The organism is Bacteroidota bacterium (genome assembly GCA_018692315.1).
GTDB lineage: Bacteria > Bacteroidota > Bacteroidia > Bacteroidales > JABHKC01 > JABHKC01.
Map to the genome: position 1 here is coordinate 1 of JABHKC010000149.1, position 23,844 is coordinate 23,844.

Annotated in this window: 20 protein-coding genes and 1 pseudogene; 15 read left to right on the forward strand and 6 right to left on the reverse strand. The window is 33.1% G+C overall.

Annotated elements, in window-relative coordinates; all coding sequences use genetic code 11:
• Window positions 1-216 precede the first annotated feature (216 nt).
• The 3 genes from HN894_10990 to HN894_11000 form a co-directional block, all read right to left on the reverse strand.
• Window positions 217-2,502: a T9SS type A sorting domain-containing protein gene (locus tag HN894_10990; GenBank protein ID MBT7143853.1), complete on the reverse strand. Its 2,286-nt coding sequence runs from the start codon at window positions 2,500-2,502 to the stop codon at window positions 217-219.
• Between the two features lie 118 nt (window positions 2,503-2,620).
• Window positions 2,621-4,306, reverse strand: coding sequence for a T9SS type A sorting domain-containing protein (locus tag HN894_10995; protein ID MBT7143854.1), 1,686 nt, complete (start codon window positions 4,304-4,306; stop codon window positions 2,621-2,623).
• Window positions 4,303-5,844: a DUF1566 domain-containing protein gene (locus tag HN894_11000; protein MBT7143855.1), complete on the reverse strand. Its 1,542-nt coding sequence runs from the start codon at window positions 5,842-5,844 to the stop codon at window positions 4,303-4,305. The genes HN894_10995 and HN894_11000 overlap by 4 nt, the downstream gene beginning before the upstream one ends.
• A gap of 622 nt (window positions 5,845-6,466) precedes the next feature.
• Here HN894_11000 and HN894_11005 point away from each other — a divergent pair.
• From HN894_11005 to HN894_11030, 6 genes and pseudogenes are all read left to right on the forward strand, one after another.
• Entirely contained in the window at window positions 6,467-6,922 is a 456-nt protein-coding gene (locus HN894_11005) for a hypothetical protein (protein MBT7143856.1), read from the forward strand.
• A 114-nt stretch (window positions 6,923-7,036) separates the two neighbouring features.
• Window positions 7,037-8,479 (forward strand): leucyl aminopeptidase, encoded by a 1,443-nt coding sequence (locus HN894_11010; GenBank protein MBT7143857.1) that lies wholly within the window; start codon window positions 7,037-7,039, stop codon window positions 8,477-8,479.
• A gap of 31 nt (window positions 8,480-8,510) precedes the next feature.
• A complete protein-coding gene (pdxA, locus tag HN894_11015) occupies window positions 8,511-9,569 on the forward strand; it encodes a 4-hydroxythreonine-4-phosphate dehydrogenase PdxA (GenBank protein MBT7143858.1) in 1,059 nt (352 codons plus the stop codon).
• Between the two features lie 81 nt (window positions 9,570-9,650).
• Window positions 9,651-11,180 carry an SLC13/DASS family transporter gene (locus HN894_11020; GenBank protein MBT7143859.1) on the forward strand — a complete coding sequence of 510 codons (1,530 nt, stop codon included), beginning with the start codon at window positions 9,651-9,653 and terminating at the stop codon, window positions 11,178-11,180.
• Between the two features lie 90 nt (window positions 11,181-11,270).
• On the forward strand, window positions 11,271-11,486 hold the full coding sequence (locus tag HN894_11025) for a hypothetical protein (GenBank protein ID MBT7143860.1): 216 nt from the start codon (window positions 11,271-11,273) through the stop codon (window positions 11,484-11,486).
• A pseudogene (locus HN894_11030) lies at window positions 11,476-11,884 on the forward strand (putative toxin-antitoxin system toxin component, PIN family). The gene HN894_11025 and the pseudogene HN894_11030 overlap by 11 nt, the downstream one beginning before the upstream one ends.
• Window positions 11,885-12,022: 138 nt before the next feature.
• On the opposite strand, the gene HN894_11035 reads toward HN894_11030, so the two are convergent.
• Window positions 12,023-14,845 carry a T9SS type A sorting domain-containing protein gene (locus tag HN894_11035; GenBank protein ID MBT7143861.1) on the reverse strand — a complete coding sequence of 941 codons (2,823 nt, stop codon included), beginning with the start codon at window positions 14,843-14,845 and terminating at the stop codon, window positions 12,023-12,025.
• Window positions 14,846-15,200: 355 nt separating this feature from the next.
• On the opposite strand from HN894_11035, the gene HN894_11040 reads away from it, so the two are divergent.
• From HN894_11040 to trxA, 8 genes are all read left to right on the forward strand, one after another.
• Window positions 15,201-15,719 (forward strand): hypothetical protein, encoded by a 519-nt coding sequence (locus HN894_11040; GenBank protein ID MBT7143862.1) that lies wholly within the window; start codon window positions 15,201-15,203, stop codon window positions 15,717-15,719.
• 200 nt (window positions 15,720-15,919) lie between these two features.
• Entirely contained in the window at window positions 15,920-17,533 is a 1,614-nt protein-coding gene (locus tag HN894_11045) for an indolepyruvate ferredoxin oxidoreductase (GenBank protein MBT7143863.1), read from the forward strand.
• 34 nt (window positions 17,534-17,567) lie between these two features.
• Entirely contained in the window at window positions 17,568-18,149 is a 582-nt protein-coding gene (locus HN894_11050) for an indolepyruvate oxidoreductase subunit beta (GenBank protein MBT7143864.1), read from the forward strand.
• Window positions 18,150-18,532: 383 nt separating this feature from the next.
• A complete protein-coding gene (locus HN894_11055) occupies window positions 18,533-18,964 on the forward strand; it encodes a MarR family transcriptional regulator (protein ID MBT7143865.1) in 432 nt (143 codons plus the stop codon).
• Window positions 18,965-19,055: 91 nt separating this feature from the next.
• The gene (locus HN894_11060; protein MBT7143866.1) at window positions 19,056-19,625 is read left to right on the forward strand and encodes a YceI family protein; all 570 of its coding nucleotides are present in this window, start codon (window positions 19,056-19,058) and stop codon (window positions 19,623-19,625) included.
• 33 nt (window positions 19,626-19,658) lie between these two features.
• Entirely contained in the window at window positions 19,659-19,898 is a 240-nt protein-coding gene (locus HN894_11065) for a CDGSH iron-sulfur domain-containing protein (GenBank protein ID MBT7143867.1), read from the forward strand.
• A gap of 16 nt (window positions 19,899-19,914) precedes the next feature.
• Window positions 19,915-20,502 (forward strand): class I SAM-dependent methyltransferase, encoded by a 588-nt coding sequence (locus tag HN894_11070; GenBank protein MBT7143868.1) that lies wholly within the window; start codon window positions 19,915-19,917, stop codon window positions 20,500-20,502.
• Between the two features lie 337 nt (window positions 20,503-20,839).
• Entirely contained in the window at window positions 20,840-21,157 is a 318-nt protein-coding gene (trxA, locus tag HN894_11075) for a thioredoxin (GenBank protein MBT7143869.1), read from the forward strand.
• Window positions 21,158-21,219: 62 nt separating this feature from the next.
• Here trxA and HN894_11080 read toward each other — a convergent pair whose 3' ends face one another.
• Together HN894_11080 and HN894_11085 are read right to left on the reverse strand one after the other, a co-directional pair.
• Window positions 21,220-21,888 carry an inorganic pyrophosphatase gene (locus HN894_11080; GenBank protein MBT7143870.1) on the reverse strand — a complete coding sequence of 223 codons (669 nt, stop codon included), beginning with the start codon at window positions 21,886-21,888 and terminating at the stop codon, window positions 21,220-21,222.
• Window positions 21,889-21,986: 98 nt separating this feature from the next.
• Window positions 21,987-23,051 (reverse strand): anhydro-N-acetylmuramic acid kinase, encoded by a 1,065-nt coding sequence (locus tag HN894_11085; GenBank protein ID MBT7143871.1) that lies wholly within the window; start codon window positions 23,049-23,051, stop codon window positions 21,987-21,989.
• Between the two features lie 203 nt (window positions 23,052-23,254).
• On the opposite strand from HN894_11085, the gene ruvA reads away from it, so the two are divergent.
• Window positions 23,255-23,836 (forward strand): Holliday junction branch migration protein RuvA, encoded by a 582-nt coding sequence (gene ruvA, locus HN894_11090; GenBank protein MBT7143872.1) that lies wholly within the window; start codon window positions 23,255-23,257, stop codon window positions 23,834-23,836.
• Window positions 23,837-23,844 lie beyond the last annotated feature (8 nt).

The window sequence follows — 23,844 nt, forward strand, 5'->3', positions numbered from 1 at the left end:
AAAACTAAAAATAAAACCCTCCAAAATATCAGCAAGTTCCTGATAGTAGCTTACCTATGCCCATACAATTATAGGTAATTGAATGAAAATAGTACTAAAACTAAATATGGATGATGAAAATGTTTCATGCGTTTGCCCTAATTTTGAAGGTAATAAGTTTTTAAAGTTCATTATTCAGATTAATTTGCTCACTTATTACCTTCATGGTTTTATAATCTATATTTTTATTTTTTTCAAAGTATGATTTTGCCCATCAATAATTAATCTGCAAATCCAAATACCAGATGCGAGGTCTTTGGTTTCTATTTGTAATTCATTATTTCCGCTTAGCAAATTTTTGGACGTAATCTCTTTGATAGTCTGTCCATAAATATTGCAAACTTCCAACTGAACCATTGCTTGTCTCTCAAGATTGAAAGAAATATAAAATTTATCGGAGAACGGATTTGGATAAGATTTAAGTGAAGAAATATTCTCCAACATATTTTCTTCAACTAAAGCTATTCCAGCATTGTTTTCCATTCCGAAAGTAGGATTCATTAAAATAAAATCGCCGGTACCATTGGGAAACCTGCCAAAGGAGGTATCTACATATTGCTGTCCGAAATTTATTTCATCCAAAATATTAAGTCCTGCATCAGATAATACTATCATCTCACCTGAGCTTGAAAGTTTAAAATTTGCATGTAATCCAACTTGCTCTTCATCATTATCTGCCCAAACTATCAAATATGATCCTGGTGCAATAGTAGTATCAGGAAAAGTCCATTGAGTTGGATCGCCAGCATCATCAGATAAGTAATACCCCGATAGCGAGATTACCTCACTGCCATTATTGTAAAACTCTATCCAGTCGTCATATTCTCCATCCTGATCACTAACTGCACTTTCATTATTAGCCATAAACTCATTTATTACCAAGTTGCTGTTTACTGCAACTGAATAGAATTCATATTCGGCTCGTACTGGCGAAAAAGAAGATGCACTTCCATTATCGGCATAAATATAATATTGTAAATTGCTATAGCCCACCAAAATTGAAACACCATAAACCCCGTCTCCTGCTGAACCATCATTGTGAGATCCGTCATCGAACATCTGTGTTTTTACAAATTGTTCTGTTAGGCTATTGCGATACCCAAGATAAACTTCAGTTGCAGAATTCACTTCGGCATTAAACCATAGTTGAACATTTGGTGTAACTTCCAACGGATTGTAGTTGATATTTGAGATTTGTGGTGCTGTAGCCTGAAAATCAGTTAGACCTGTTAAATAGTTAATTCGGGCACTCATAAGCTCTGAAATACCAATTATTCCGGGTGAAGGAGGCCAACCTCCACCACCAGTACTATTACTAATATTATTTGTAAAATCCGAATAGGTGTAGAATTTATTGCCGTCAGCCTGTACATCCGAATCAATAATATTCTGTATTTCTAAAGCCCTAGTTAAATATAAGCTGTTGGAAAAATTTTCTTCTATAATGGTTTTCATATGTGCCACATACATTCTTTTGTAGCTTGTATTAGATAAAATCTTACTGATTATTGGATGATCTGAGCTTGTAAGATTTAAATACGGATTGAGTTGCTGGAGTTGCGTTGTGCCCAGATTTCCTCCACCCTCAAGTGAAGTAAATACACCAAAGCTTTCATTCAAGTCCCAAGGTATGGGATTCATTCTTCCATTATCATCTTTATAAATATAATGGTTTTGAGGATTGTTGATAGGTCCGTCAAGGTTGACAAATAAGTTTGAAAAAGCCAAAAACCACAAATGTCTATCAATATTAAGTACCTGATCGACACTGGTATTATAATTATTAAGAGTGTCAAGAAAATCAATTAATTCATCCCAACCATAGTCTGATTCGATGGCATATTTGCTGTAATAGCTACTTGAATCTGTTCCAAAATATTCCCAAACACCACCCATTGATCCTGGCATACCTCCACTGCTTATCTCACCTTTAAACCTTACATTTTCGTCACTGTAAAAATGAGTACGCATAAAATTCTTGTCCACATCCTGATTGCTGGTGTATAGCCCTAAGTGAGTACCATTGATATAAACATTTGCATAGTTGGATAAACTTGCCGGCATATATTTCCTCGCAATTTCATAACTCATGGTTTCTCTAATTAAACTTGGGTCTTTGAAACCATTAGATAGTTTTAATGTGCCATATCCTTCAATCTCTTGATCATTGATTATATAATCGAGTTTAATGTTTAATGGATTTTTAACCTGATTGGCAGTATATGAACTGTTTCCTTTATATCTTACCCCTACGCTGTCGAAAGCTACTCCATTTATTGAAACAGAACCCATAAGTCTTCCTTCCTGTCCGGCAGAAACAAGCTGATCGAGCAAGTTGTCCCAGTTCGTTTCCACGAAGGTAATTTCTATGGTATTGACTGTATTCATATCATAAAATCCTTGGCTTTGAATGGTGCTAATCATTCCAAAAAATGCAAATAAAATAAAATGTAATTTTTTCATGTTTTATATTTTATAAAAATTTATCTAAACAAAATACAAAAAAAAGCATAAATTAATTATTAAAAACTAAAATTGATACATATGAGGATTTTATCTACGAAACTCCTGTTTTTAAATACTAATTTTTAATAAATTTATTTGAATAATAAACAATATCGTTTTCAATAGTCAGAAAGTAGATTCCCGATTCCAAATTGCTGACATTTATTGAAAAGTTTTTTGACAAATATAAACCCTCAGTATAAACAAGTTCGCCAAGCACATTAAAAATTTGTAATGTAGATTTACCAGAACAGATTTTATTAATGCTAAATGAAATATTTGTGGTAGCTGGATTTGGATAACTGACTATATTCTCAGAAAAAATATTCTCTATTTGTAAACTGTAAGTTTCGCAGTCATAATTTGAGGGATTGAGTTCGATTGGGATGTCTGGATTTAGGTCAAAATTTTGAAGTCCTATGTAATCAGAAGCATAACGTTTTATTCTGAAAACGGAATTCGAGTTCCCATTGGGAGGTGCTCCACCTGGTTCCACTCCCTGTTCTAAAGGTCCATTATTACTCACTGGATTAATATACTGCCATAACAAATTCCCATCTAAATCTACTTCAAAAAAGTTCCCGCTTGCACCCTCACATACCAGTAGATTCCCATTGGGCATTTGTTCAACTCCAGAAATATTCTGAGAATAAAAGGAAGTTGGATTATCTGCTTTGTATTGCCACGAAAGGCTTTCGGGCAAAAAGATTCCTTGACTGGTTTTAGTGTAATGTCCATCATTATCTATAACAGCTTCAATTGCATCTACAGTCGAGTAATTTCCATCGGGACGGCCCTGACCGTTATTAAATACAGTAATTTTTCCTTCATCAGGATAACCGCTTTCTACCCATCTTGCATCGTGCTGGCCAAAAAATATTTTATCATTTGCTGTACCTTTTTGGTATGCCTGCGGATTTCCCCACCTGAAAAGTAAATCTCCTCCCATTCCCGAATTGCCACCAGAACTTCCAGCAGCATCTTCAGTAGTTGTACTGTGGTCGATAATCCACACCTCATGAACGTTGTGAATACTTAATATTATTTGATTCAGAACAGGATTAAAATCGATTGAATTGATGTGTAGCCAATCTTCATTTTGAGGTCCTGAGAAGTTCAGGTCAATTAATTCGGGATGATCTGGAACAACACCATAATTATTTTGCGTTTGATTAAAATCCTGAATGAGATGATCCCAAACATACCATTCCCACACAATATTTGCTTCATTTGTACCAACAGGTTCAATTTCGATGATCTTTTCAGACCATAAACTTGCGCCAAGTGTAGCTGGGTTTCTGCCGGCAGAAATAGCTTCGGCAGTAGTTTTCATATCCCAGACAATAACCAGGATATTTCCATTCGGAAGTGGTTCAATATCATGATGTTGGCATTGCCAGGAGTCGCTGATCATGTATGACCATGTAACTTCATTATTCTGATTGATTCTCTCAATAATACCTCCGGAACCTCCTGCATCGAATGTTTGATTATTTACATTCCCTGTGCGAACTAAAGTACCATCTTCAAGCAAATAAGCTGAATGCCCTGGTTGGTAGTCGCTACTCCAGCTATGGATTAATTTACCACAATTATCTATCAAATAAGTTTCTGTATATGGTATTGGTGCAAATAATGTAAATCCATCGTAAGAATTCTGACTATTCAGAAACCAGCCGATGGTTTGCTCCTGAGCAATTATTCCAGTAGATGAGAATATGCAATACAAGGCAAGTACAACCAAAGATTTTAATCTGGTCATAGTACAATTAATTTTCTTGAATAAGCTTCTTTACCTTCAATTTGGAGTAACACGAAATATATCCCTGATTCTAAATTGCTGATGTCTATAGTTGTATTTTGTGAAAATTCTCTGTTCTCGGAATACTTTAGTTCACCCGACAAATTGATAATCTTAATTGTTGAAATTTCTGAATAGTTATCTGAAATACTTATGGTAATATGATCAATTGCAGGGCTAGGATAAATATTCAGCTTGCTGTCATTTAAATTCAATTCATTATATACCGTAGTACTAGTATCCACATCTCTAACCAAGCGTACATAATTGAAAATCCTGACTACATCGCCCTGTGGACCATTGCCATAGGGATAATCATTTGGATCACCAACTTTAGGATCGCTACGTTGTGCCCCTGCACCATGAACATCCATTAAAGTAAAATTACCTGAATTTGGTGGTTGCTCCATAAAACCTAAAGCCTCTCCAAAGCAAACATAAGCAGCCCATGCGCCCGAATTAGTGGTCGAAATATTTGCATGTGTGGTTCCTGACCAATAGAATGGATAATTTGTACTTCCACCTTCATCAATTATCTGAGAACAACTGAAAAGTGAATCAATAGCTGCTGAATTACTGGTTGCCGGTGAACGTGTGTAATCAACAATGCTCTGTAATTCCTTAACATTTGGCAATCTCCAATCGCTGTAGCCAGCAATAGTTGCAGCTTCTGCGTACGATAAAGCATCTTCCCAGTTCATTCCTGATCCATCGTCGTATTTGGTCCACATTAAACTACTTGAGTTATCAGTAATTGTGCTATCATTATTGTCCTGAAGATTATTTTCACCATAAGCATTCCCACGAACATACATAACATAAAACTGCTTATCAACAGTTTGTCCCGGCTGTGGACCTGTTGGATAACCTTTAATTCGTCCATCTGCATAATTTACTCCAAACATGGTTTCGTTACCTCCCATGGTAGTGCTAACATACAGATTTGATGAGGCCAATTGCGAATCTATGATTCGTTCACCTGCACTTTGATCACCATATCCAAAATCAAAAGAATTAGTGTCGATAAATGGTACGAGTCCTGCGGTTGAAGTCCCAGTGTATCCACTTGGGTCAACACCAAAGAACATTTTTAATGAATACATTTCTTTAATCGTCGGAAGTCTCCAATCAGTATAACCCGCCAGATTAAAAGTTGTGGCACCTGCCATAGCTTCAGCATACGATAATTTATCATTGTAATCAATATCACCGTCATTATCCAGGTCGCTTGTTTTAGACCACATCAAACCAGTTACCAAATCGCTTACAGTTCCATCAGCATTGTCCTGATAATTGGGAACATTTCCCGTATAATGTGCATCCTGTCCATAATAGGCAGAACCTATAATAGGTTCTAAGATTTCATTTGTGGTATCATAAAATATTTCCTGGCCAGTATCAACAATCGGATAGTTCAGATTAGTTTGAGAAAAACCACTGGTGATTTGCAATACAATAAAGAATGAAATCATGTAAAAAATAGTCTGTTTTGCTTTCATTTTTCTTTTTTTAAGTTTAAATATAAGTGTATGATTTTTTGTCTATGAATATGAAATCAATATAATTGATAATATAAATTGCATTTTTGTTCTTCTGGATAATCATTGAGGTAAATCTTATCCATTGAAGTTTTATGAGCTAATTTATACTTCATTTGTTTAAGACAGATATTTTTAGGCATAAAGAACGAAGGCTCGACATATTTGCTCATAATTTCACTTAATTTAAATTATCAAATTATATTTTCAGACAAATAAAGGCATATAAGGTTTAAAGAAAAAAAGAAATCTACGAATTGTGGAATTTTATCTACAAATAAAAATATTTTAAAGGCAAACTTACAAGTTCATCTTGCTTAAACTACACTTTTTCTCTACTAAAAACATTTGCACTATTAAACGGCTGTAATTTATTGCTAAGAAGTACTGTTTGAGTAATAAATCAAATTACCAAAACCGGTTTACTTAGAACCACTATTTAGAATTCCTGACCTTATCTGAATAGTCACTTCAAAAAAATTAGTTTCATAGAAACACTAATAAACAAAGTTTCAACGAAAAATCAATAATTCGCTAAAAGTTGCTATTTTTGGCAATTATTTAATATATTAATAATTTGTTGATGAAAGCTTTAAAAATAATTGGTATATTGTTGATTACCAGTATAATGTTTAGTGGTTGTTTTAAAGAAAACCAACTTACAAGACGATTAGACGGCTCTTGGAATATCTATATTTTGAAAAAAACTGTTTATGCCGACGACGATTTGTTCTTAGAATTATGTACCTCTGCAAACAATGTTGGAAATATATCTTTCGACAAAGATGGTACTGGCGATTACCATATTGCAATTAATTTAGGTGAGGATCTTTTTGAGGGTTCTAACACATTTCAATGGGAAAACACTGCTTCTACCGTAACAATCTACGATCAGGGAATAAGAAAAGAATACGAAGTAGATGAAAATTCACAAGAAAGACAAGTATGGATTCGTACTTTAGATCCATACACTTTCATTGGAATGGATAGTGAGGTTGAATATAGATTTGTTGAGAGAATTACTTTAATAAAAATTTAGCTTTTCTCCTTAACAGAATTAACCAAAAATCCCCTTTCAATTCTTTTATTCAGATTTCGAAAGTGATTTATTTTATCATTACCAAAATCCTTCAACAGATAGAAAAACTTTATTATGAATTTAGAAATTTCTAAAGGCACAAAAAATATTAGTTCAAACAACTTAATTGTTCTAACAAAAAAAGACTCAGATTTTAAACAATTTTGTTTTTCGGATAAGGAAATTATTTTTGCAAATAAGAATATAGAAAAAGACATTACGCAAATAACAATTACTCAGGATGATAGATATATTTTCCTTGTCCTAATTGATGAAGATACTTTTACGTTTCAAAACAAAGAAAAAGTCCGAAAAGCTGCGTATAAGTTGCACAAAGAAATAATAGGATTAAAAATTAATGATGTTTGTATTCAGACCAATTTAGATAATTCGGAAATAATTCTGTTGCTTGCAGAAGGTTTAGCTTTGAGCAACTATCAGTTTCTGAAATATTTTACGGACGAATTAGACAAAAAGAAAAATTCTCTTGAAAAAATTAAAATAGTTGATTCAAAAATTACAGATATGCAGATATCTGAAATGAATTCAATTATTAAAGCCGTATTCAAAACAAAAGATTTGATTAACGAACCAGTATCATACTTAAATTCAGTTCAGTTAGCAAATGAGTTCGAAAAAATGAGCAATGAGGCAGGTTTTAGTATAGATATTTTTGATGAGAAAAAAATCAAGCAGCTTAAAATGGGAGGCTTATTGGCTGTCAATCAGGGTAGTATAGATCCTCCAAGATTCTCCATTATGGAATGGAAACCGGAAAATGCCAAAAACAAAAAACCAGTCATAATTGTCGGGAAAGGTCTTGTTTACGATACCGGAGGATTAAGCCTGAAACCTACGAAAGGCATGGATTCCATGAAATCTGACATGAGTGGAGGAGCGGCTGTTGCCGGACTTTTTTACGCAGTAGCAAAACAAAAATTACCGGTTCACATAATTGGCTTAGTTCCTTCAACAGACAACAGACCTGATGGAAATGCTTATGCACCGGGCGATGTCGTGAAAATGCACAATGGTTTGAATGTAGAAGTTCTTAATACAGATGCAGAAGGACGAATGATTCTTGCAGATGCACTCAGTTTTTCGGAAAAATATGAGCCTGAATTAGTAATTGATATTGCAACACTTACCGGTTCGGCAGCAATAGCAACAGGGAAAGAAGCAACTGTAGTGATGGGAAACGCAGACGATAAAACCTTCGATATTTTAGAAAAAAGTGGAAATGAAGTTTTCGAGCGAGTTAGCCGATTTCCATTTTGGGACGAATATAACGAAATGTTAAAATCAGATATTGCCGATTTGCAAAATATTGGTGGAAGAGAAGCTGGAGCAATAACTGCCGGGAAATTTCTTGAGCATTTTACCAAAAGCCCTTTTATTCATATTGATATTGCCGGCACAGCTTTCCTTTCAGGAACCGACAGTTACAAAGGAAAAGGAGCCACAGGAGTCGGTGTACGATTGTTATATGAATTTTTGAAGCAATCAATTGTCAAATAATGAACTGAATAAAGAAAATTTAACTATAGATATGATGGAAAAAATTAAAGTAGGAATAACTCACGGTGATATTAATGGTATAAGTTACGAAATAATTATCAAAACATTGAGAGACAACAGAATAAATGAATTATGTACTCCAATAGTTTATGGTTCGCCAAAAATAGCAGCCTACCACCGCAAAGCACTAAATATTTCAAATTTCAGTTTTAACAATATAAAATCTCCCTCCGAAGCAAATACCAAACGAGCAAATATTATAAATTGCACAGAGGACAATACCAGAGTAGAGCTTGGCAAATCGACTACTATGGCAGGGAATTCGTCATACCGAGCCTTAGAACTTGCCATAGCCGATTTGAAAGAAAACCAAATTGACGTACTCTTAACTGCACCTATCAATAAGCAAAATATTCAATCGAAAAAATTTAATTTTCCGGGACATACCGAATTTCTCGAAAATATGTTCGATGTAAAAAACGTACTTATGTTAATGGTTTCGGACACATTAAGGGTAGGAGTAGTTGCCGGACATGTTCCAATTTCGAGGGTGCTCACCTATATTACCACCGAAGGAATTTTGAAAAAACTCAGATTGTTGAACAAAACATTAATTGAAGATTTTGCTATTAGAAAACCACGAATTGCAGTTTTCGGGCTTAATCCGCACGCCAGCGACAACGGAATAATTGGGAATGAAGAGAAAAACATAATTATTCCTGCCATCACAAAAGCAAAAGAAGAAAATATTTTAGCAATAGGACCTTATCCTGCCGATGGTTTTTTTGGTTCGCAAAGTTGTTCTCAATTCGATGCCATTCTTGCAATGTATCACGATCAGGGATTAGCTCCATTCAAAGCTCTTTCTTTTGATGATGGTGTGAATTACACTGCCGGATTGCCCATTATCAGAACTTCCCCGGGTCATGGAACAGCTTACGAAATAGCCGGTAAAAATATGGCATCAGAAAATTCATTCAGAAATGCTCTGTATCTTGCCTTAGACACTTTTAAGAATAGACAAAATTATTACGAACTTCAGAAAAATGCAATGAAAACTGTTGTTGAAGAAAATATTGAAAGAAGTTAGAGCATAGCTGGAATGAGCCTTCTGTAAAACTAAATTTGAAATAGAAATTGATTTTTAAACTGTATCACTAAAAATTAAACAATAGGCTCTTTAAAAAAAATAATAAAACCCTTCATATTAATTGGAACACCAATTATATGTTTACTTATTATTATTTTTGCAGATTTAGATCCGGGCAAACCTGAAATTACATACACTTTTGCGATAGCCATTCTTATGGCAGTCTGGTGGGTTTCCGAAATTATACCAATAGCCGTAACAGCCTTATTGCCAATTGTTTTATTCCCTATTTTTGGAGTTGTTGATGGAAAAACCATTTCAGCAATGTATTTCAATCATCTTATATTTTTATTCATAGGTGGTTTTATAATGGCATTGGCAATGGAAAAATGGAATTTGCACAAACGAATTGCGACTAAAATCCTGATTTTCTTTGGAATAAGCCCTGCCAGAATTTTGCTTGGTTTTATGTTAGCCACAGCTTTTCTTTCCATGTGGATGTCGAACACAGCCACAACCATGATGATGGTTCCTATTGCAATTTCAATAATTTTAAAATTGGAAGAAAGTGTAGGAAAAATAAACCTTCGGAAATATTCAATTGGCTTGCTTCTCGGGATAGCCTATTCGGCTTCCATTGGAGGAATAGCCACATTAGTAGGGACACCACCAAATTTGTCGTTTGCACGAATTTTCAATATTTTATTTCCGAATGCCCCCGAAATTTCATTTGCCGACTGGATGATTTTTGCTTTGCCAATAACTATAATTTTGTTTTTTACAGCTTGGTTATTTCTGTATTTAATGCACAAACCAAAAACCAATTGGCAGGGAATTGATAAAAATTCGTTTCAGGAAGAAAACAAAAAACTTGGAAAGGCAAGCTACGAAGAAAAAATAGTATTTGTTCTTTTTATACTTTTGGCTTTGTTGTGGATTTTCCGTGCCGATATTAAAATTGGTGATTTTATTTTACAAGGTTGGTCGTCTATTTTTCCGTATCCGAAATATTTGAACGATGGAACCGTAGCAATTTTCATTTCAATAATTCTTTTTGCAATTCCATCGAAAAATAAAAAAGGAACAAGAATAATGGATTGGGACACTACAAAAAGAATCCCTTGGAATATTGTACTCTTGTTTGGGGGAGGCTTTGCTTTGGCTAAAGGATTTGTAGAATCAGGCCTTTCGCTTTGGTTTGGCGACCAGCTTTCCGGACTGTCCGATTTTCACCCAATGACAATTATTTTTGGAATAGTTTCGATGATGTCCATACTCACCGAATTGACTTCGAACACAGCAACTACCGAAATGTTACTACCTGTAATTGCCGGGCTTTCAATTTCTACAGAGATAAATCCATTACTTTATATGTTGCCGGTTACTTTGGCTGCATCATTAGCATTTATGCTTCCGGTGGCAACTCCGCCAAATGCAATAGTTTTCAGTACCGGCCATGTTAAAATAATTGATATGGTAAGAGTAGGAATATTTTTGAATATTCTTGGAATTCTTGTTGCTTCAATTATAACTTTTTTCTGGGGAACTTATATTTTTGATATTGATATAAATGTGTTTCCTGAGTGGGCAAAAGTTACTGCATCTCATTGATTTGAATTTTACATATATATTCTGTTTGGAATTGAAAATGTATTTCTTTATGAAGGATAAAAATTATATTTTTGATAAAAAATGATTGAAATGGAAACAGTTAGAATTGAAATACTAAACCCAAAAGCTAAATCCTTTCTAAAAGAAATGGCAGATTTAGATTTAATAAGGATTAAAAAAGAAAAAGAAAAATCAGAACTTAAGGATTTATTAGAGAAATTTCGGATAAATTCTGCTGAAGCACCTTCTCTTGATGAAATTTCAACTGAAGTTGAGATTGTAATAAAAGCCCGTTATGAGAAATAAGAAAGTCATTTTAGATACTAATCTTTAGATAAGTTTTCTAATATCAAAACGACTTGACACTATTGATGACTTACTACTTATGGGTGAGATTAAGTTAATTTTCTCAATTGAATTAATCAAAGAATTTTTAACTGTTGCACAAAGACCCAAATTTGAAAAATATTTCTCTAATGATAATATAGACAGCCTTTTGCAATTGTTTAACAAATATGGTGAACTAATTGAGCTAACATCAAATATTGACATTTGCAGAGAAAAAAGATAATTTTTTACTAAACCTTGCAGTGGATAGTAAAGCAAATTATTTGATCACAGGGGATGATGACCTGCTGGTAATTAAGGAAATAAAAAAAATAAAAATTCTGAAATGGGCAGAATTATTTGAAGAATTATCATAATCAAGTTTCACAGTTATTATTTTTTATATTCATTAAATATTAAGAGAACTTCTAAAATAGTAAAGTTCAAGGCGTAAGAAATTTATATTTTTAGAAGCTTCCTTAAATAACTATGTGCCAATACAAAGCATGATAAAATTATTTCAAACGGACTATTTTTCCCGTTTTCACAAAATTATCTGATTCAATTTCATAAAAATATAATCCGGTTTTTGTCTCGTTTCCAAAATTGTCGTTTCCGTCCCATTCAATAATTTGGCTCGCTGTATTCAAATTTTCTGCATGGATAATTCTAATTTGCTGACCTAAATTATTATAAATGGTAAGTTTTACTTTATTCGATTTAATATTATTAAACTGGAAATACACTTCATCTGAGGAAGGATTTGGGAAAACTTCAATTTCATTCGCTTCAAAATTTTCATCATCGGGTTCAACAATTTCAGTTTGAAGCGATGGTTCATCAAATCGTTTTGTAGTATACAATTTATACTCGCCGGCATCTAATGAAAGAGTAGCATTTACATCGCTAACATTGATTGAATCGCCTGCAAAAAAATCGTACCACCAACCTGTATGCTGAAAGTTTGGATCGATAGTTCCCGCCGCTACATCAAAATTTCCGATTACGGTTACATTCATATCTGCATGATTGATGTTGATTCTTTTCATAGCCCAATTTCCTGCAGACATTGAAAAATCTGTGCTTTTGAATGCTGGTTCGTTTTTCTTCAAATCTATCAAAGCTTTATAAACACTAAAAAGTTTGTTTCTTTTTTCATTATAAAAATAGCCCCACTCAACAGGTTTTTCGTGAGTTCTGTATTCGTTGCCACCAATTGTTCCCGGATAATTTATATGATAGTCGTAGCCCAGTTCGCCAAATTGCCATATCATTTTAGGTCCCGGAATTGTGAAAAAGAAAGTTGCTACCAATTCCATTCTCGCCAGAGCAGTGTTAAGTGTCTGAATATCGTACCCACCGGCAGAATTTCCATATTCCAGATTTTTTGCCATAATTCTTTCTTCATCGTGGCTTTCCATATAAGAAATCAGATTTGGCTGACTCCATCCTCTTGATTGGTAGGAAGCCCAATTAATATCTGATGTACTGTTCCAACCCATTGCGGCTTCTGCATAATTGTAATTCACGTTTCCCCAAAGAAGCATACCGTATTCTGCAAGCTCCTGTTCTTCACTATTGTCTGCGAAATGCTCAAGAATTACATAAGAATTTGGATTTTCTGCCCACATAGCATCAGCGATATTTTTCCACAAACTTACTCGTGAAGCATCATATTGACCCCAGGCAGCAGTATTTCCAAGAGTATTATTTTGTGTAAATCCTTTCGAGAGGTCGAATCTGTAACCATCAATTTTATAATCGTTCATCCAATATTTTATGACTCTATCAACAAATTGTTTTGTGGCTTCACTTTCGTGATTGAAATCGTAACCTACATTGAAATCGTGCATTGCAGTCTGGTTATACCAGGGATTGTTGGCAGCAGGCTGATTATTCACAGCATCCCAGTACATTCTAACCAAAGGTGATTGACCGAAAGAGTGATTCAGAGCTATGTCCATAATCACAGCAATACCGTTTTCGTGAGCTATGTCAATAAACTCTTTGAATTTGTTTTTTGTTCCGTAATATTTGTCGAAAGCGAAATAATAGCAAGGATTGTATCCCCAACTATTGTTGCCCTCAAATTCGTTTACCGGCATAAGTTCAATTGCATTTACTCCAAGGGTTTTTAAGTATCCTAAAGTGTCAATCACGGCTTGCATGTTTCTGTCTTCAACAAAATCGCGTACCAAAAGTTCGTAAATTACCAAATCAGTATTTGCAGGTCCTTGAAAATTTGCAATGTTCCACTGATACTCGTCTTGTGCAGTTTGGAAAATAGTTGCAATTCCGCTTACATTTTCTTCGGGATATTCAATCAGGTTGGGGTATGTCGAACTTTCAATATAATGATCGTTCCATGGATCAGAAATTTTATCGGCATAAGTGTCGCCAACTGTCAAATCGCCATCGATAAAATATTGATAAATATATTCCTTGCCGGCAATAAGGTTGTTTAATTGCACCCAATACCTATTATTATCTGTAGTTTTTTTCATATAGTTTTCGTCTCCAACTTCCCAATTACTGAAATCGCCAATTGCAAAAACATAATCTTTTTCGGGTGCATAAAGGCATAAAATTACCGTATTATCATCAATGTAATTTATTCCGTCTTCAATTCCTACCGGAAGATTTTCAACAACCACAGCAGGCCTTACGAAATAATAAAACGAATCTACAACAGAATTTCCGCCGGCATAAGCAAAAATCTTAGCTCTGAATTTGCCATAGTCGTTTGCATTTATTGTATATAATAATTCGTCTCCGATAGCACTTGTTGTCCAAATATTGTTTAAAAATAAAGCAAGAGAATCAGAACCCAAACCGGCGGCATTAACTTCTAAAATATCGTTAAGCTCTAAAATTATACCTGGTAACGAAGGTTCAACAATATTAACATTCAGGCCTATCGCATAAACCTCAATAAAAATATCGGGACTGGTTTGTTGAGAACCATCTTCACTTCTGAAAACAAAACTCATCTCAGTAATGTCGGCTGATGCAGAGACACCATAAAAATCGCGTATGCTTGGTGTAATTTCAAGTTCGTATAAATCTGTTCCAACATTGGTTAGCATTGGTTGGTTTGTATTATTTCCCCAAGAACCAATTACGTTTTGCCACTGATTTCCATCTACGGTAACACCGGAATGTGTATAAACATCGCCAGTGTAACCTTCGAGACCTGTACCTGTTGCATCTAAATAAATTGTTACCGGATCGTCGGCTGCCGGAAATACAGGATCGGTAGTTACTTGCGAAAAAAGTGAGCTAAGGCTAAAAACTAAACTAATAATTAATGTAAGTTTTTTCATTCTAATATTCTCCATAATTTATATTCGACAAAAATTTCTGTGTAAAAGTATATAATTTATTTGTATGGTTGATTGCCTTTATTTTTTTGAAATAAATTTGTATCCATTATTTTTTCACAGTCTATTCAGTTGTTTTTCTCTCTGCGTAAATCTGCGAAATCTGCGGGGAAAAATAATATGCCTCAAATAAAGTTGCAATTTTTCAATTCCCCCTGAATACGCTAATTGTCACTGACTTTTCTATCTGCATTCAACTATGTCATCTGTGGAAAATATTTTATTTCTCACTACAAACAGTAAATTTCTTTTTCAATTATTAGCTAATTATTAGTTTTGCATATTTAAAATTTTGATTATTAGAAATATAAGTATGGATATAAAAGAATATTTTTCTTTTGGTGAAATTACCAAAATTTATGAAAAAGATAATAAAATAATTTTCAGGATATTAGAAGAAGATTTTCATTATAATGAGGAAATTGTATTTGTTTTTGTAGAAATTGATGGTGGTTTAGTTCCTTTCGAATTTTTAAATTTTGACATTAGAAACAACAAATCCGGTACTGCAAATCTGTACGATATTGATTCAATTGTGCTTTTAAAAAAACTATTAAACTGCAAATTATTTCTGCCAAAGACTAACAAAATTCAGCAAAAAAAAACGGAATTGACATCTCATGAAATAATCGGATTCACAGTTATTGATAAAACGGAGGGTATAATTGGGCCAATTGATGACATAATAAAATATCCAAATAATCCGCTTTACAAGATAATTTATAATGAAAAAGAAATTCTTGTTCCTGCTAACGAAAACATTATTTGTACGATAGATTTCGACAAGAAAGAAGTTGTAGTAAACATTCCAACAGGATTGCTTGAATTATAAATTTATCGAAAATATAAATTCCTGATTTAAAACCAATAAGTATAATTTGAAACACTGATTAAAGTCATATTTGCCTGTAGTATTCTCATATACAGACTTTCATGAGCTATAAAATCTATCAATAGAAAATAAGACAGTTTATTTATAAAAATTATTTATAATTTTGAAAGCTAAAATTTGAAAAATATAATTAAAATAATATGCAAAAATTATTAGTATTAGGAGCAGAAGCTATTGCACAAGGAGCAATAGACGGTGGAATGTCCGGAATATATGCTTATCCCGGAACTCCATCAACTGAAATTACTGAATATGTTCAAAATAATAAAGAAGCGAAAACAAAAAACATTCGTAGCAAATGGTCGTCAAACGAAAAAACGGCTATGGAATCAGCCTTAGGAATGTCCTATGCCGGAAAAAGAGCAATGGTTTGCATGAAACACGTTGGACTAAACGTTGCTGCCGATGCTTTCATTAATTCGGCAATTACAGGTTCTAATGGCGGATTGATAGTTACCGTTGCAGACGATCCTTCAATGCACTCTTCTCAAAATGAGCAAGATTCAAGATTTTATGGAAAGTTTGCAATGATTCCAATTTTCGAACCATCGAGCCAGCAAGAAGCCTACGATATGGCTTACGAAGGTTTTCAATTTTCTGAAAAACATGGAGTTCCAGTTATGATTCGTTTAACAACAAGACTTTCTCATTCGAGAGCCGGAGTTTCCAGAAAAGAGATGTTGAGCGAAAACAACATGAAATTGCCAGAAAATAAAACACAATTTGTTCTATTGCCATCCATTGCAAAAAAGAATTATAGAAAATTACTTGGCGATCAGGTTAATTTAGAGAACGATTCTGAAAATTCAATCTATAATAAATATTTTGACGGCAAAGACAAAAGTCTCGGAATAATTGCCTGCGGTTTAGCCTTCAATTATTTGATTGAAAATTTTCCGGATGAGCCATGCAATCATCCAATATTGAAAATATCTCAATATCCAATACCTCGTAATTTCGTGAATAAAATTTGCGAAGAATGTGACGAAGTTTTGGTACTTGAAGACGGTTATCCTCTTGTTGAAGAGCTACTTAAAGGATTTCTCGAAAAAGAAAAAATCAAAGGACGACTTGACGGAAGTATTCCTCGCGACGGAGAATTAAATCCGAATATTGTTGCAAAATCCATTGGGATTTTTGAATCTTATGACGATAAAGTTCCTGAACTTATAGAAAACAGACCACCGGCAATGTGTCAGGGTTGTGGGCATATTGATGCCTACAATGCTTTGAATGAGGCTTTAAGTGTTTATGAAACAGGTAGAGTATTCTCCGACATTGGTTGCTATACTCTTGGAGCACTTCCGCCATACAATGCAATCAATTCATGTGTTGATATGGGAGCTTCAATAACAATGGCTGTAGGTGCATCCGATGCTGGACTTATTCCTTCTGTATCTGTTATTGGTGACTCTACTTTTACACATTCCGGAATAACTGGTCTTTTAGATGCAGTAAACAATAATTCGCCAATAACTGTTTTAATTTCAGATAACTTTACTACTGGAATGACTGGTGGTCAAGATTCTTCAGCACTCGGGAAAATTGAAGATATTTGCCTCGGCGTTGGTGTTGACCCTAAGCATATTAGAGTTTTTACACCTATAAAAAGGAATCACGACGAAATGGTTAGCATCATGAAAGAAGAGCTTGAATATAATGGAGTTTCTGTTATAGTTCCTCGTCGTCAGTGTATTCAAACAATGAGAAATAAAGATCTCGCTGAACAATTAAAGGAACTAAAATTAAAATAGTTTAATTCATTTTATAACAAAAATCAAACAAAATATGAAAACCGATTTAGTTTTAGCAGGTGTAGGCGGACAAGGAATTTTATCAATTGCAGCCACAATAGGAATGGCAGCATTAAAAAATGATTTGTATATAAAACAATCAGAAGTACACGGAATGGCACAAAGAGGCGGAGATGTACAATCACATATGAGAATTTCCAGCAAACCAATTGCTTCAGATTTAATTCCAAAAGGAAAAGCCGATTTGATTCTTTCGGTCGAACCCATGGAATCACTTAGATATTTACCGTTTTTAAAACCAGATGGTTGGTTAGTAACAAACACTTGTCCATATGTTAACATTCCCAACTATCCCGAATTGGATGAAGTTTTAAAGCAAGTCAAAAAAAGAGGAAACTTTATTACAATAGATGCAGACGATATTGCTCTAAAAGCTGGTTCAAAACGTGCTACAAATATTGCAATGCTTGGGGCAGCTTCTCCTTTTATAGACATGCCTTTCGAAAGTTTAGAGGAAGGTATTCGTCAGATTTTTGCAAAAAAAGGCGATAAAATTATTGATTTGAATATTAGCGCTTTACGTGCCGGAAGAGAATTTTCTTTGGAGAATAAATAGAACAAGATTTAGTTTTAGTGCTACATAAAATATTCTTATTTGTAGTAGCTTTTTTGAAAACGTCAATAACAGGACTTTATTTGTTTGAATCTACGAATTCCAATTTATCTGGATTACTGATTTTAAACAAAAAAGGACAAAGTTATTGACGTTTTTTATTAGAGATATTTTAATTTTGGTACTGTAAAAGTGCAAGAGAAGAAATTTGTTAAAAAACTAAAATCCTTAAAATCAATTATATTACAGGAAGTTAATATAATACTAATCAACTTTTTTATTTAAATCATAAAAAAATCAAAAAATATTTGTCATTCAAATTTATTCATTTATCTTTGTCGTTGTAAACAACTATTGTTTATGCCAACTTTAGTAAAATTTGGAGAATGGATGATTTTAAGTCGATACATGCAAAAGCATATTTTAATTTATTGAAAACTGGAAGCTGGATAGAAGATAGAATTAAGAAATCGTTAAAACCTTTTAATCTAACACATGCGCAGCTTAATGCACTTTATATTTTAATGGAAAATTATCCTAAACCAGTATCTGCAAATGAACTTAAAAAAAGAATTTTAGTTCATAATCCTGATGTTACAAGACTTTTAGATAGGCTTGTAAAAAAAGGTTTTGTTACAAGAGAAACTTGTCTTGAGAATCGCAGGAAAATTGATATAACTTTAACCGACAGTGGAAGTAAACTATTTATTATGGCAAATCATTCGGCGAAAGAAACTTTAGGAAATTTCTTTGAAAAAAAAATTACAAAAGACGAAGCTATAGAACTAAGACGAATTTTACACAAATTGAGAGAATAAAAAATTTTAACTACACTATTGTTGCAAACATATATTGTATAAAACAACTAAAAAATAAAAATAAAGAATATTAACAAATAAATTTTGAAAAATGAAAACAATGAATTTTATATTAGTATCAATTATCTTTCTATATGGCAGCGAAATGTTTGCCCAGAAAGCAGAAGTAAACACAAAAAAATCGAGTATAGAATGGCTTGGCAAAAAAATTGTTGGCGAGCATTCAGGTACTATTCAGATAAAAAGTGGATATTTTGAATTTATTAATGACAAGATTGCGGCTGGTAAAATAGTGATAGATATGACAACAATTACGAATAGCGACCTTGATGATGAAGATTATAAGCAGAAATTAGTTGGGCATTTAAAATCTGACGACTTTTTTGCTGTTGAGAAATATCCTACAGCAGATTTTGTGTTTACAAAAAGTACAAAATTCAGCAATGGGAAAGCCACAATTACAGGAGATATTACAATAAAAGGGAAAACGGAAAAAATATCTTTCGAAGCAATAAAAAGAGGAAAAGAATATACTGCCATTATCGATATAGATAGATCAAAATTTGATATTAGGTACGGTTCTAATTCATTTTTTGATAATTTAGGAGATAAGGCAATTGATGATATTTTCACTCTTGAAATCAAAATTACAATCAATTAGTTCAAGATTTAATAAATAATAAACAGAAAAATTATGGAAAAAACAAATATGTCTGGGAATTTACCCCAAATGGAAAATTTAGAAGCAGGAAAAACATACGCTTGGTGTCCTTGCGGTAAAACTGAAAAAAAAGTATGGTGCGATGGTTCACATCGTGGAAGTAATTTCACTCCAAAAGCATTTAAGGTAGATGAGCCAAAAAAAGCAGCAATATGTGGGTGCACAAAAACAAAAAACGCACCCTACTGCGACGGTTCTCACTTGAGTTTGTAAGAATAAAAAGAAGAAAATGAAATTAATGTGGAATGAAAGATATTCAGGAGATGAATATGTTTATGGTATTCAGCCAAATATATTTTTTAGGAAAACCATAGAAGATGCCAAACCGGGAAAAATTCTTCTTCCGGCAGAAGGAGAAGGAAGGAATGCTGTGTTTGCGGCAAATTTAGGCTGGGATGTGCAGGCTTTCGATTATAGTTCACAAGCACATGAGAAAGCTATGGATTTATGCAAATCGAAAAATGTTAGCATTAAATATTTAGTCCATAGCATAGACGAAGCAAATTACAAAAAAGAATCATTTGATATGCTGGCATTTATTTTTGCCCACAACCCGAATAGGCAAAACCAGCACAGGCAGCTTTTAAATTTTTTGAAGCCTGGAGGAACAGTAATCATTGAGGCTTTTTCAAAAAAGCAGATAAATAATAATACAGGGGGTCCAAAAAATATTGATATGCTTTTTTCTATTGATGAATTAAAAGAAGATTTCTCTCAATTGAGTGAATTGAAAGTTTGGGAAGAAGAGATTGTTCTTGATGAAGGGAAATTCCATAGTGGAAATGCTGCTGTCGTTAGATTGATTGGAAAGAAGTAAATTTAGGTCTCAATTTATACACATTGAATAATCTATGTAAATTAGTCCCTTACAAAAATTGCTATAATCCTTTCAGGATAAGAAATTTTGTAACTGTTCTTACAAACATAGCGTTTTCATAAAGATTGAATAAAAGCAAAAGGAAATCTTTTTTCCAGCACTTCAAAATATGATTTAGCCTTTTGCAAAAAAAAGTTAGCACTCTAAACCTATTATAGTCTCATTTGACTACAAAACTTCAAATAAGAAATTTATCTTTTTTATAAAAATCAATAAAATTAATTATTAATTTTGGCGCTTGTTAAAACTAATTTTTGTGCAATTTAAATAAAAAGAAATGACAGTTGAAGTTAATGACACTAATTTTGAGGAAAAAGTAATCAATTCAAATGTTCCAGTTTTAGTAGATTTTTGGGCAGAGTGGTGTGGACCTTGCCGAATGATTGCTCCGATTATTAATGAACTTTCAGAACAATATGAAAATGAAGCTTTAATGACAAAGCTTGATGTGGATACAAGCCCCGAAACAGCAGCAAAATATGGAATAAGAAATATTCCAACAATTTTGCTTTTTAAAGACGGAAAAGTTGTTGACAAACAAGTCGGTGCTGTACCTAAATCAATTTTAATCAAAAAAATTGACAATCTTTTGTAAACCCCTGATCATTAATTACTATTTCCCAATTTGTAATTGCAAATTGGGAATTAGTATTAACTCTATCCAAACATAGTTTCCAGATTACTAAATTTCTTCTTGTAATCTAACATTCCATTTTTAATTATAGTGTGAGCTTCCTTTGTTCCGTAAACATGGGTAATCTCAGAATTTCTTTTGCCGGTACTTGGCATATCTTTATATGTTAAAAAATAATGTTTTAGCCTTTCTATTACAATATCGGGACAATCTGAAATATCTTCATAAGACCCATAAAAAGCATCATTATTTAGCACAGCTATTATTTTATCATCAGCTTCGTTATCATCTATCATTCTAAAACCACCTATTGGACGAGCCATAACAATTATATTCCCGTGAGTTATTTGTTTTTCTGTAAGTATGCAAATATCAATTGGGTCTTTGTCGCCAACAATCTCAGGACGGTTCAATGCTTTACGACTAAGTTCTGCAACACTGTTAGAACTATAGGTTTGAGGAATAAAACCGTAAAGTGCAGGAACAACATTCGAATATTTCTGTGGACGATCTAATCTTAAATAGCCGCTATCTTTGTCAATTTCATATTTAACCGTATCGGTAGGTACCATTTCAATGAAACTTGTAATAACATTCGGGGCATCTTTGCCCAAATCTATTCCATGCCACGGGTGAGATTTATAACGAAGCCCCATCAATTTACCAATTTGTTCCATTATATTATTTCTCATAATTTTTCTTTTAACTTTATTTTCTAAAACATGTGCAAAATAACAGCTTTTTCGTTGTTATTCCAATATAAAAACAATATTATTTGCCGAAAAGCAATTTAAATGATTTGATGAACAATTCCACCACAATTGTCGGATTTTGCCCCAGTTACAGATGACAAACAATTTGTCTCATTTCTGACTCTTAACAATCCGAGAAAAGCGAAAATTAAAGCTTCTTTGTAATCAATAATATCTTTCTCAGGGACAACAATTTCTTTTTCAGTTTTTTGTTGAAGCAAGTCAATCAAAAAATTATTGTGTGCACCGCCACCGCTAATCAGAATTTTTTCACCAAATTTGTCATTAAAGGTTTTTACTATCTGAATGACAATATGCTCATAAACAGTTCGTAGCCTATTTTCAATTGAAATTGATGATGTGTCTATTATCGGTAGAAATTCGCTTTCGAACCATTCCCTGCCCAGCGATTTTGGAGGCTTTTGAGAATAATAGGCTAGAAAATTCAGCTTTTTTAGCATATCAAAATTAATTTCTCCGGATTTTGCTATTCTCCCATCTTCATCGAAAGGTAAATTTATTTGAGATGCCAGAAAGTTTATTGCAATATTTGCCGGACAAATATCAAAAGCAATCCTCTGATTATTATATCTATAGGAAATATTTGCAAATCCCCCAAGATTTATACAGAAATCGTACTCCGCGAAAAGCAATTCATCGCCAATAGGCACAAGTGGAGCTCCTTGTCCACCGTGCGAAACATCTAAAGTACGAAAATCGGAAATTGTAGAAATTCCGGTTTTAGCAGCAATCACTGAACCATCGCCAATTTGAAATGTTATATTTTTTTCCGGTTGGTGAAAAATTGTATGTCCATGAGAAGCAATAAATTTTGCATTTTCTCCATTCTTTTCTATAAACTGTTTTACAAGTTTAGCCAGAAATTCGCCATATTCTTTATGAAGAAGAATAAAATTGAAACCGGATAAATTATGTGCGTTCTTGAGTCTATTTTTCCAAATTTCAGAATATGGTATTGTTTCAGCTTTAATAATTTCAAAATCGTATAAATCTTTCGTTTTTCTGAAATTACATAAAGCAATATCAACACCATCAAGCGATGTACCTGACATCAGACCGACTATTTTCAAACTTTCTTCCATAAAATTGTTTCTATTCTCACAAAAACATCAAAAAATTCAGATGCTAAAATTATAATAAAAATAAATTTACTGTTCATCGACAGTAAAAAATATAATGGAATTGCTCAACTACAATTAGAAAATTCGAAAAATATTATTAACTTAAATTTCAATTTGAGTTGAAAATAATTTACATTTGCATTTTTTTTGAAAATCCTATATTTATGTATGAATACATTGAAGGGCAATTAGTTGAGCTTACTCCTACATATGCAATTTTAGATTGCAATGGAATTGGCTATTTTGTAAATATTTCGCTAAATACCTATTCAGAAATCTCTTTAAATTCAAAAATAAAATTGTTTCTACATCAGGCTATCAGAGAAGATGCTCATACTTTATATGGTTTTAAAGAAAAATCGGAACGCGAAGTTTTTCGGCATTTGATTTCTGTTTCGGGAGTTGGTGCAAACACAGCCAGAATGATGCTTTCGTCAATGAATTCAAACGAAATTCAGCAGGCAATATTGAGTAATGATGTAACTCAACTAAAAAGCATTAAAGGAATTGGAGCCAAAACAGCTCAACGAATAATTCTTGATTTGAAAGATAAAATTTCAAAGACTTCTGCTAATGATGAAATTTTTGTTGTACAAAACAATACAGTTAAAGAAGAATCGTTTTCTGCATTAATTATGTTGGGGTTTTCGAAAAATTCGGTTGAAAAAGTTGTAAATAAAATATTTTTAAAAGATAAAAACATTAGTGTGGAAGACTTGATAAAGAAAGCATTAAAGCAGTTATAGATATAAAC

What these genes read in the sequence shown, in the direction of transcription:
- HN894_10990 (MBT7143853.1), bottom strand. Translation starts at nt 2,502, where the DNA reads ATGAAAAAATTACATTTTATTTTATTTGCATTTTTTGGAATGATTAGC.
- HN894_11010 (MBT7143857.1), top strand. Translation starts at nt 7,037, where the DNA reads ATGAATTTAGAAATTTCTAAAGGCACAAAAAATATTAGTTCAAACAAC.
- HN894_11000 (MBT7143855.1), bottom strand. Translation starts at nt 5,844, where the DNA reads ATGAAAGCAAAACAGACTATTTTTTACATGATTTCATTCTTTATTGTA.
- HN894_11065 (MBT7143867.1), top strand. Translation starts at nt 19,659, where the DNA reads ATGGAAAAAACAAATATGTCTGGGAATTTACCCCAAATGGAAAATTTA.
- HN894_11080 (MBT7143870.1), bottom strand. Translation starts at nt 21,888, where the DNA reads ATGAGAAATAATATAATGGAACAAATTGGTAAATTGATGGGGCTTCGT.
- trxA (MBT7143869.1), top strand. Translation starts at nt 20,840, where the DNA reads ATGACAGTTGAAGTTAATGACACTAATTTTGAGGAAAAAGTAATCAAT.
- HN894_11055 (MBT7143865.1), top strand. Translation starts at nt 18,533, where the DNA reads ATGGATGATTTTAAGTCGATACATGCAAAAGCATATTTTAATTTATTG.
- HN894_11060 (MBT7143866.1), top strand. Translation starts at nt 19,056, where the DNA reads ATGAAAACAATGAATTTTATATTAGTATCAATTATCTTTCTATATGGC.
- HN894_11025 (MBT7143860.1), top strand. Translation starts at nt 11,271, where the DNA reads ATGGAAACAGTTAGAATTGAAATACTAAACCCAAAAGCTAAATCCTTT.
- HN894_11005 (MBT7143856.1), top strand. Translation starts at nt 6,467, where the DNA reads ATGAAAGCTTTAAAAATAATTGGTATATTGTTGATTACCAGTATAATG.
- HN894_11070 (MBT7143868.1), top strand. Translation starts at nt 19,915, where the DNA reads ATGAAATTAATGTGGAATGAAAGATATTCAGGAGATGAATATGTTTAT.
- HN894_11085 (MBT7143871.1), bottom strand. Translation starts at nt 23,051, where the DNA reads ATGGAAGAAAGTTTGAAAATAGTCGGTCTGATGTCAGGTACATCGCTT.
- HN894_11045 (MBT7143863.1), top strand. Translation starts at nt 15,920, where the DNA reads ATGCAAAAATTATTAGTATTAGGAGCAGAAGCTATTGCACAAGGAGCA.
- ruvA (MBT7143872.1), top strand. Translation starts at nt 23,255, where the DNA reads ATGTATGAATACATTGAAGGGCAATTAGTTGAGCTTACTCCTACATAT.
- HN894_11050 (MBT7143864.1), top strand. Translation starts at nt 17,568, where the DNA reads ATGAAAACCGATTTAGTTTTAGCAGGTGTAGGCGGACAAGGAATTTTA.
- HN894_10995 (MBT7143854.1), bottom strand. Translation starts at nt 4,306, where the DNA reads ATGACCAGATTAAAATCTTTGGTTGTACTTGCCTTGTATTGCATATTC.
- HN894_11035 (MBT7143861.1), bottom strand. Translation starts at nt 14,845, where the DNA reads ATGGAGAATATTAGAATGAAAAAACTTACATTAATTATTAGTTTAGTT.
- HN894_11040 (MBT7143862.1), top strand. Translation starts at nt 15,201, where the DNA reads ATGGATATAAAAGAATATTTTTCTTTTGGTGAAATTACCAAAATTTAT.
- pdxA (MBT7143858.1), top strand. Translation starts at nt 8,511, where the DNA reads ATGATGGAAAAAATTAAAGTAGGAATAACTCACGGTGATATTAATGGT.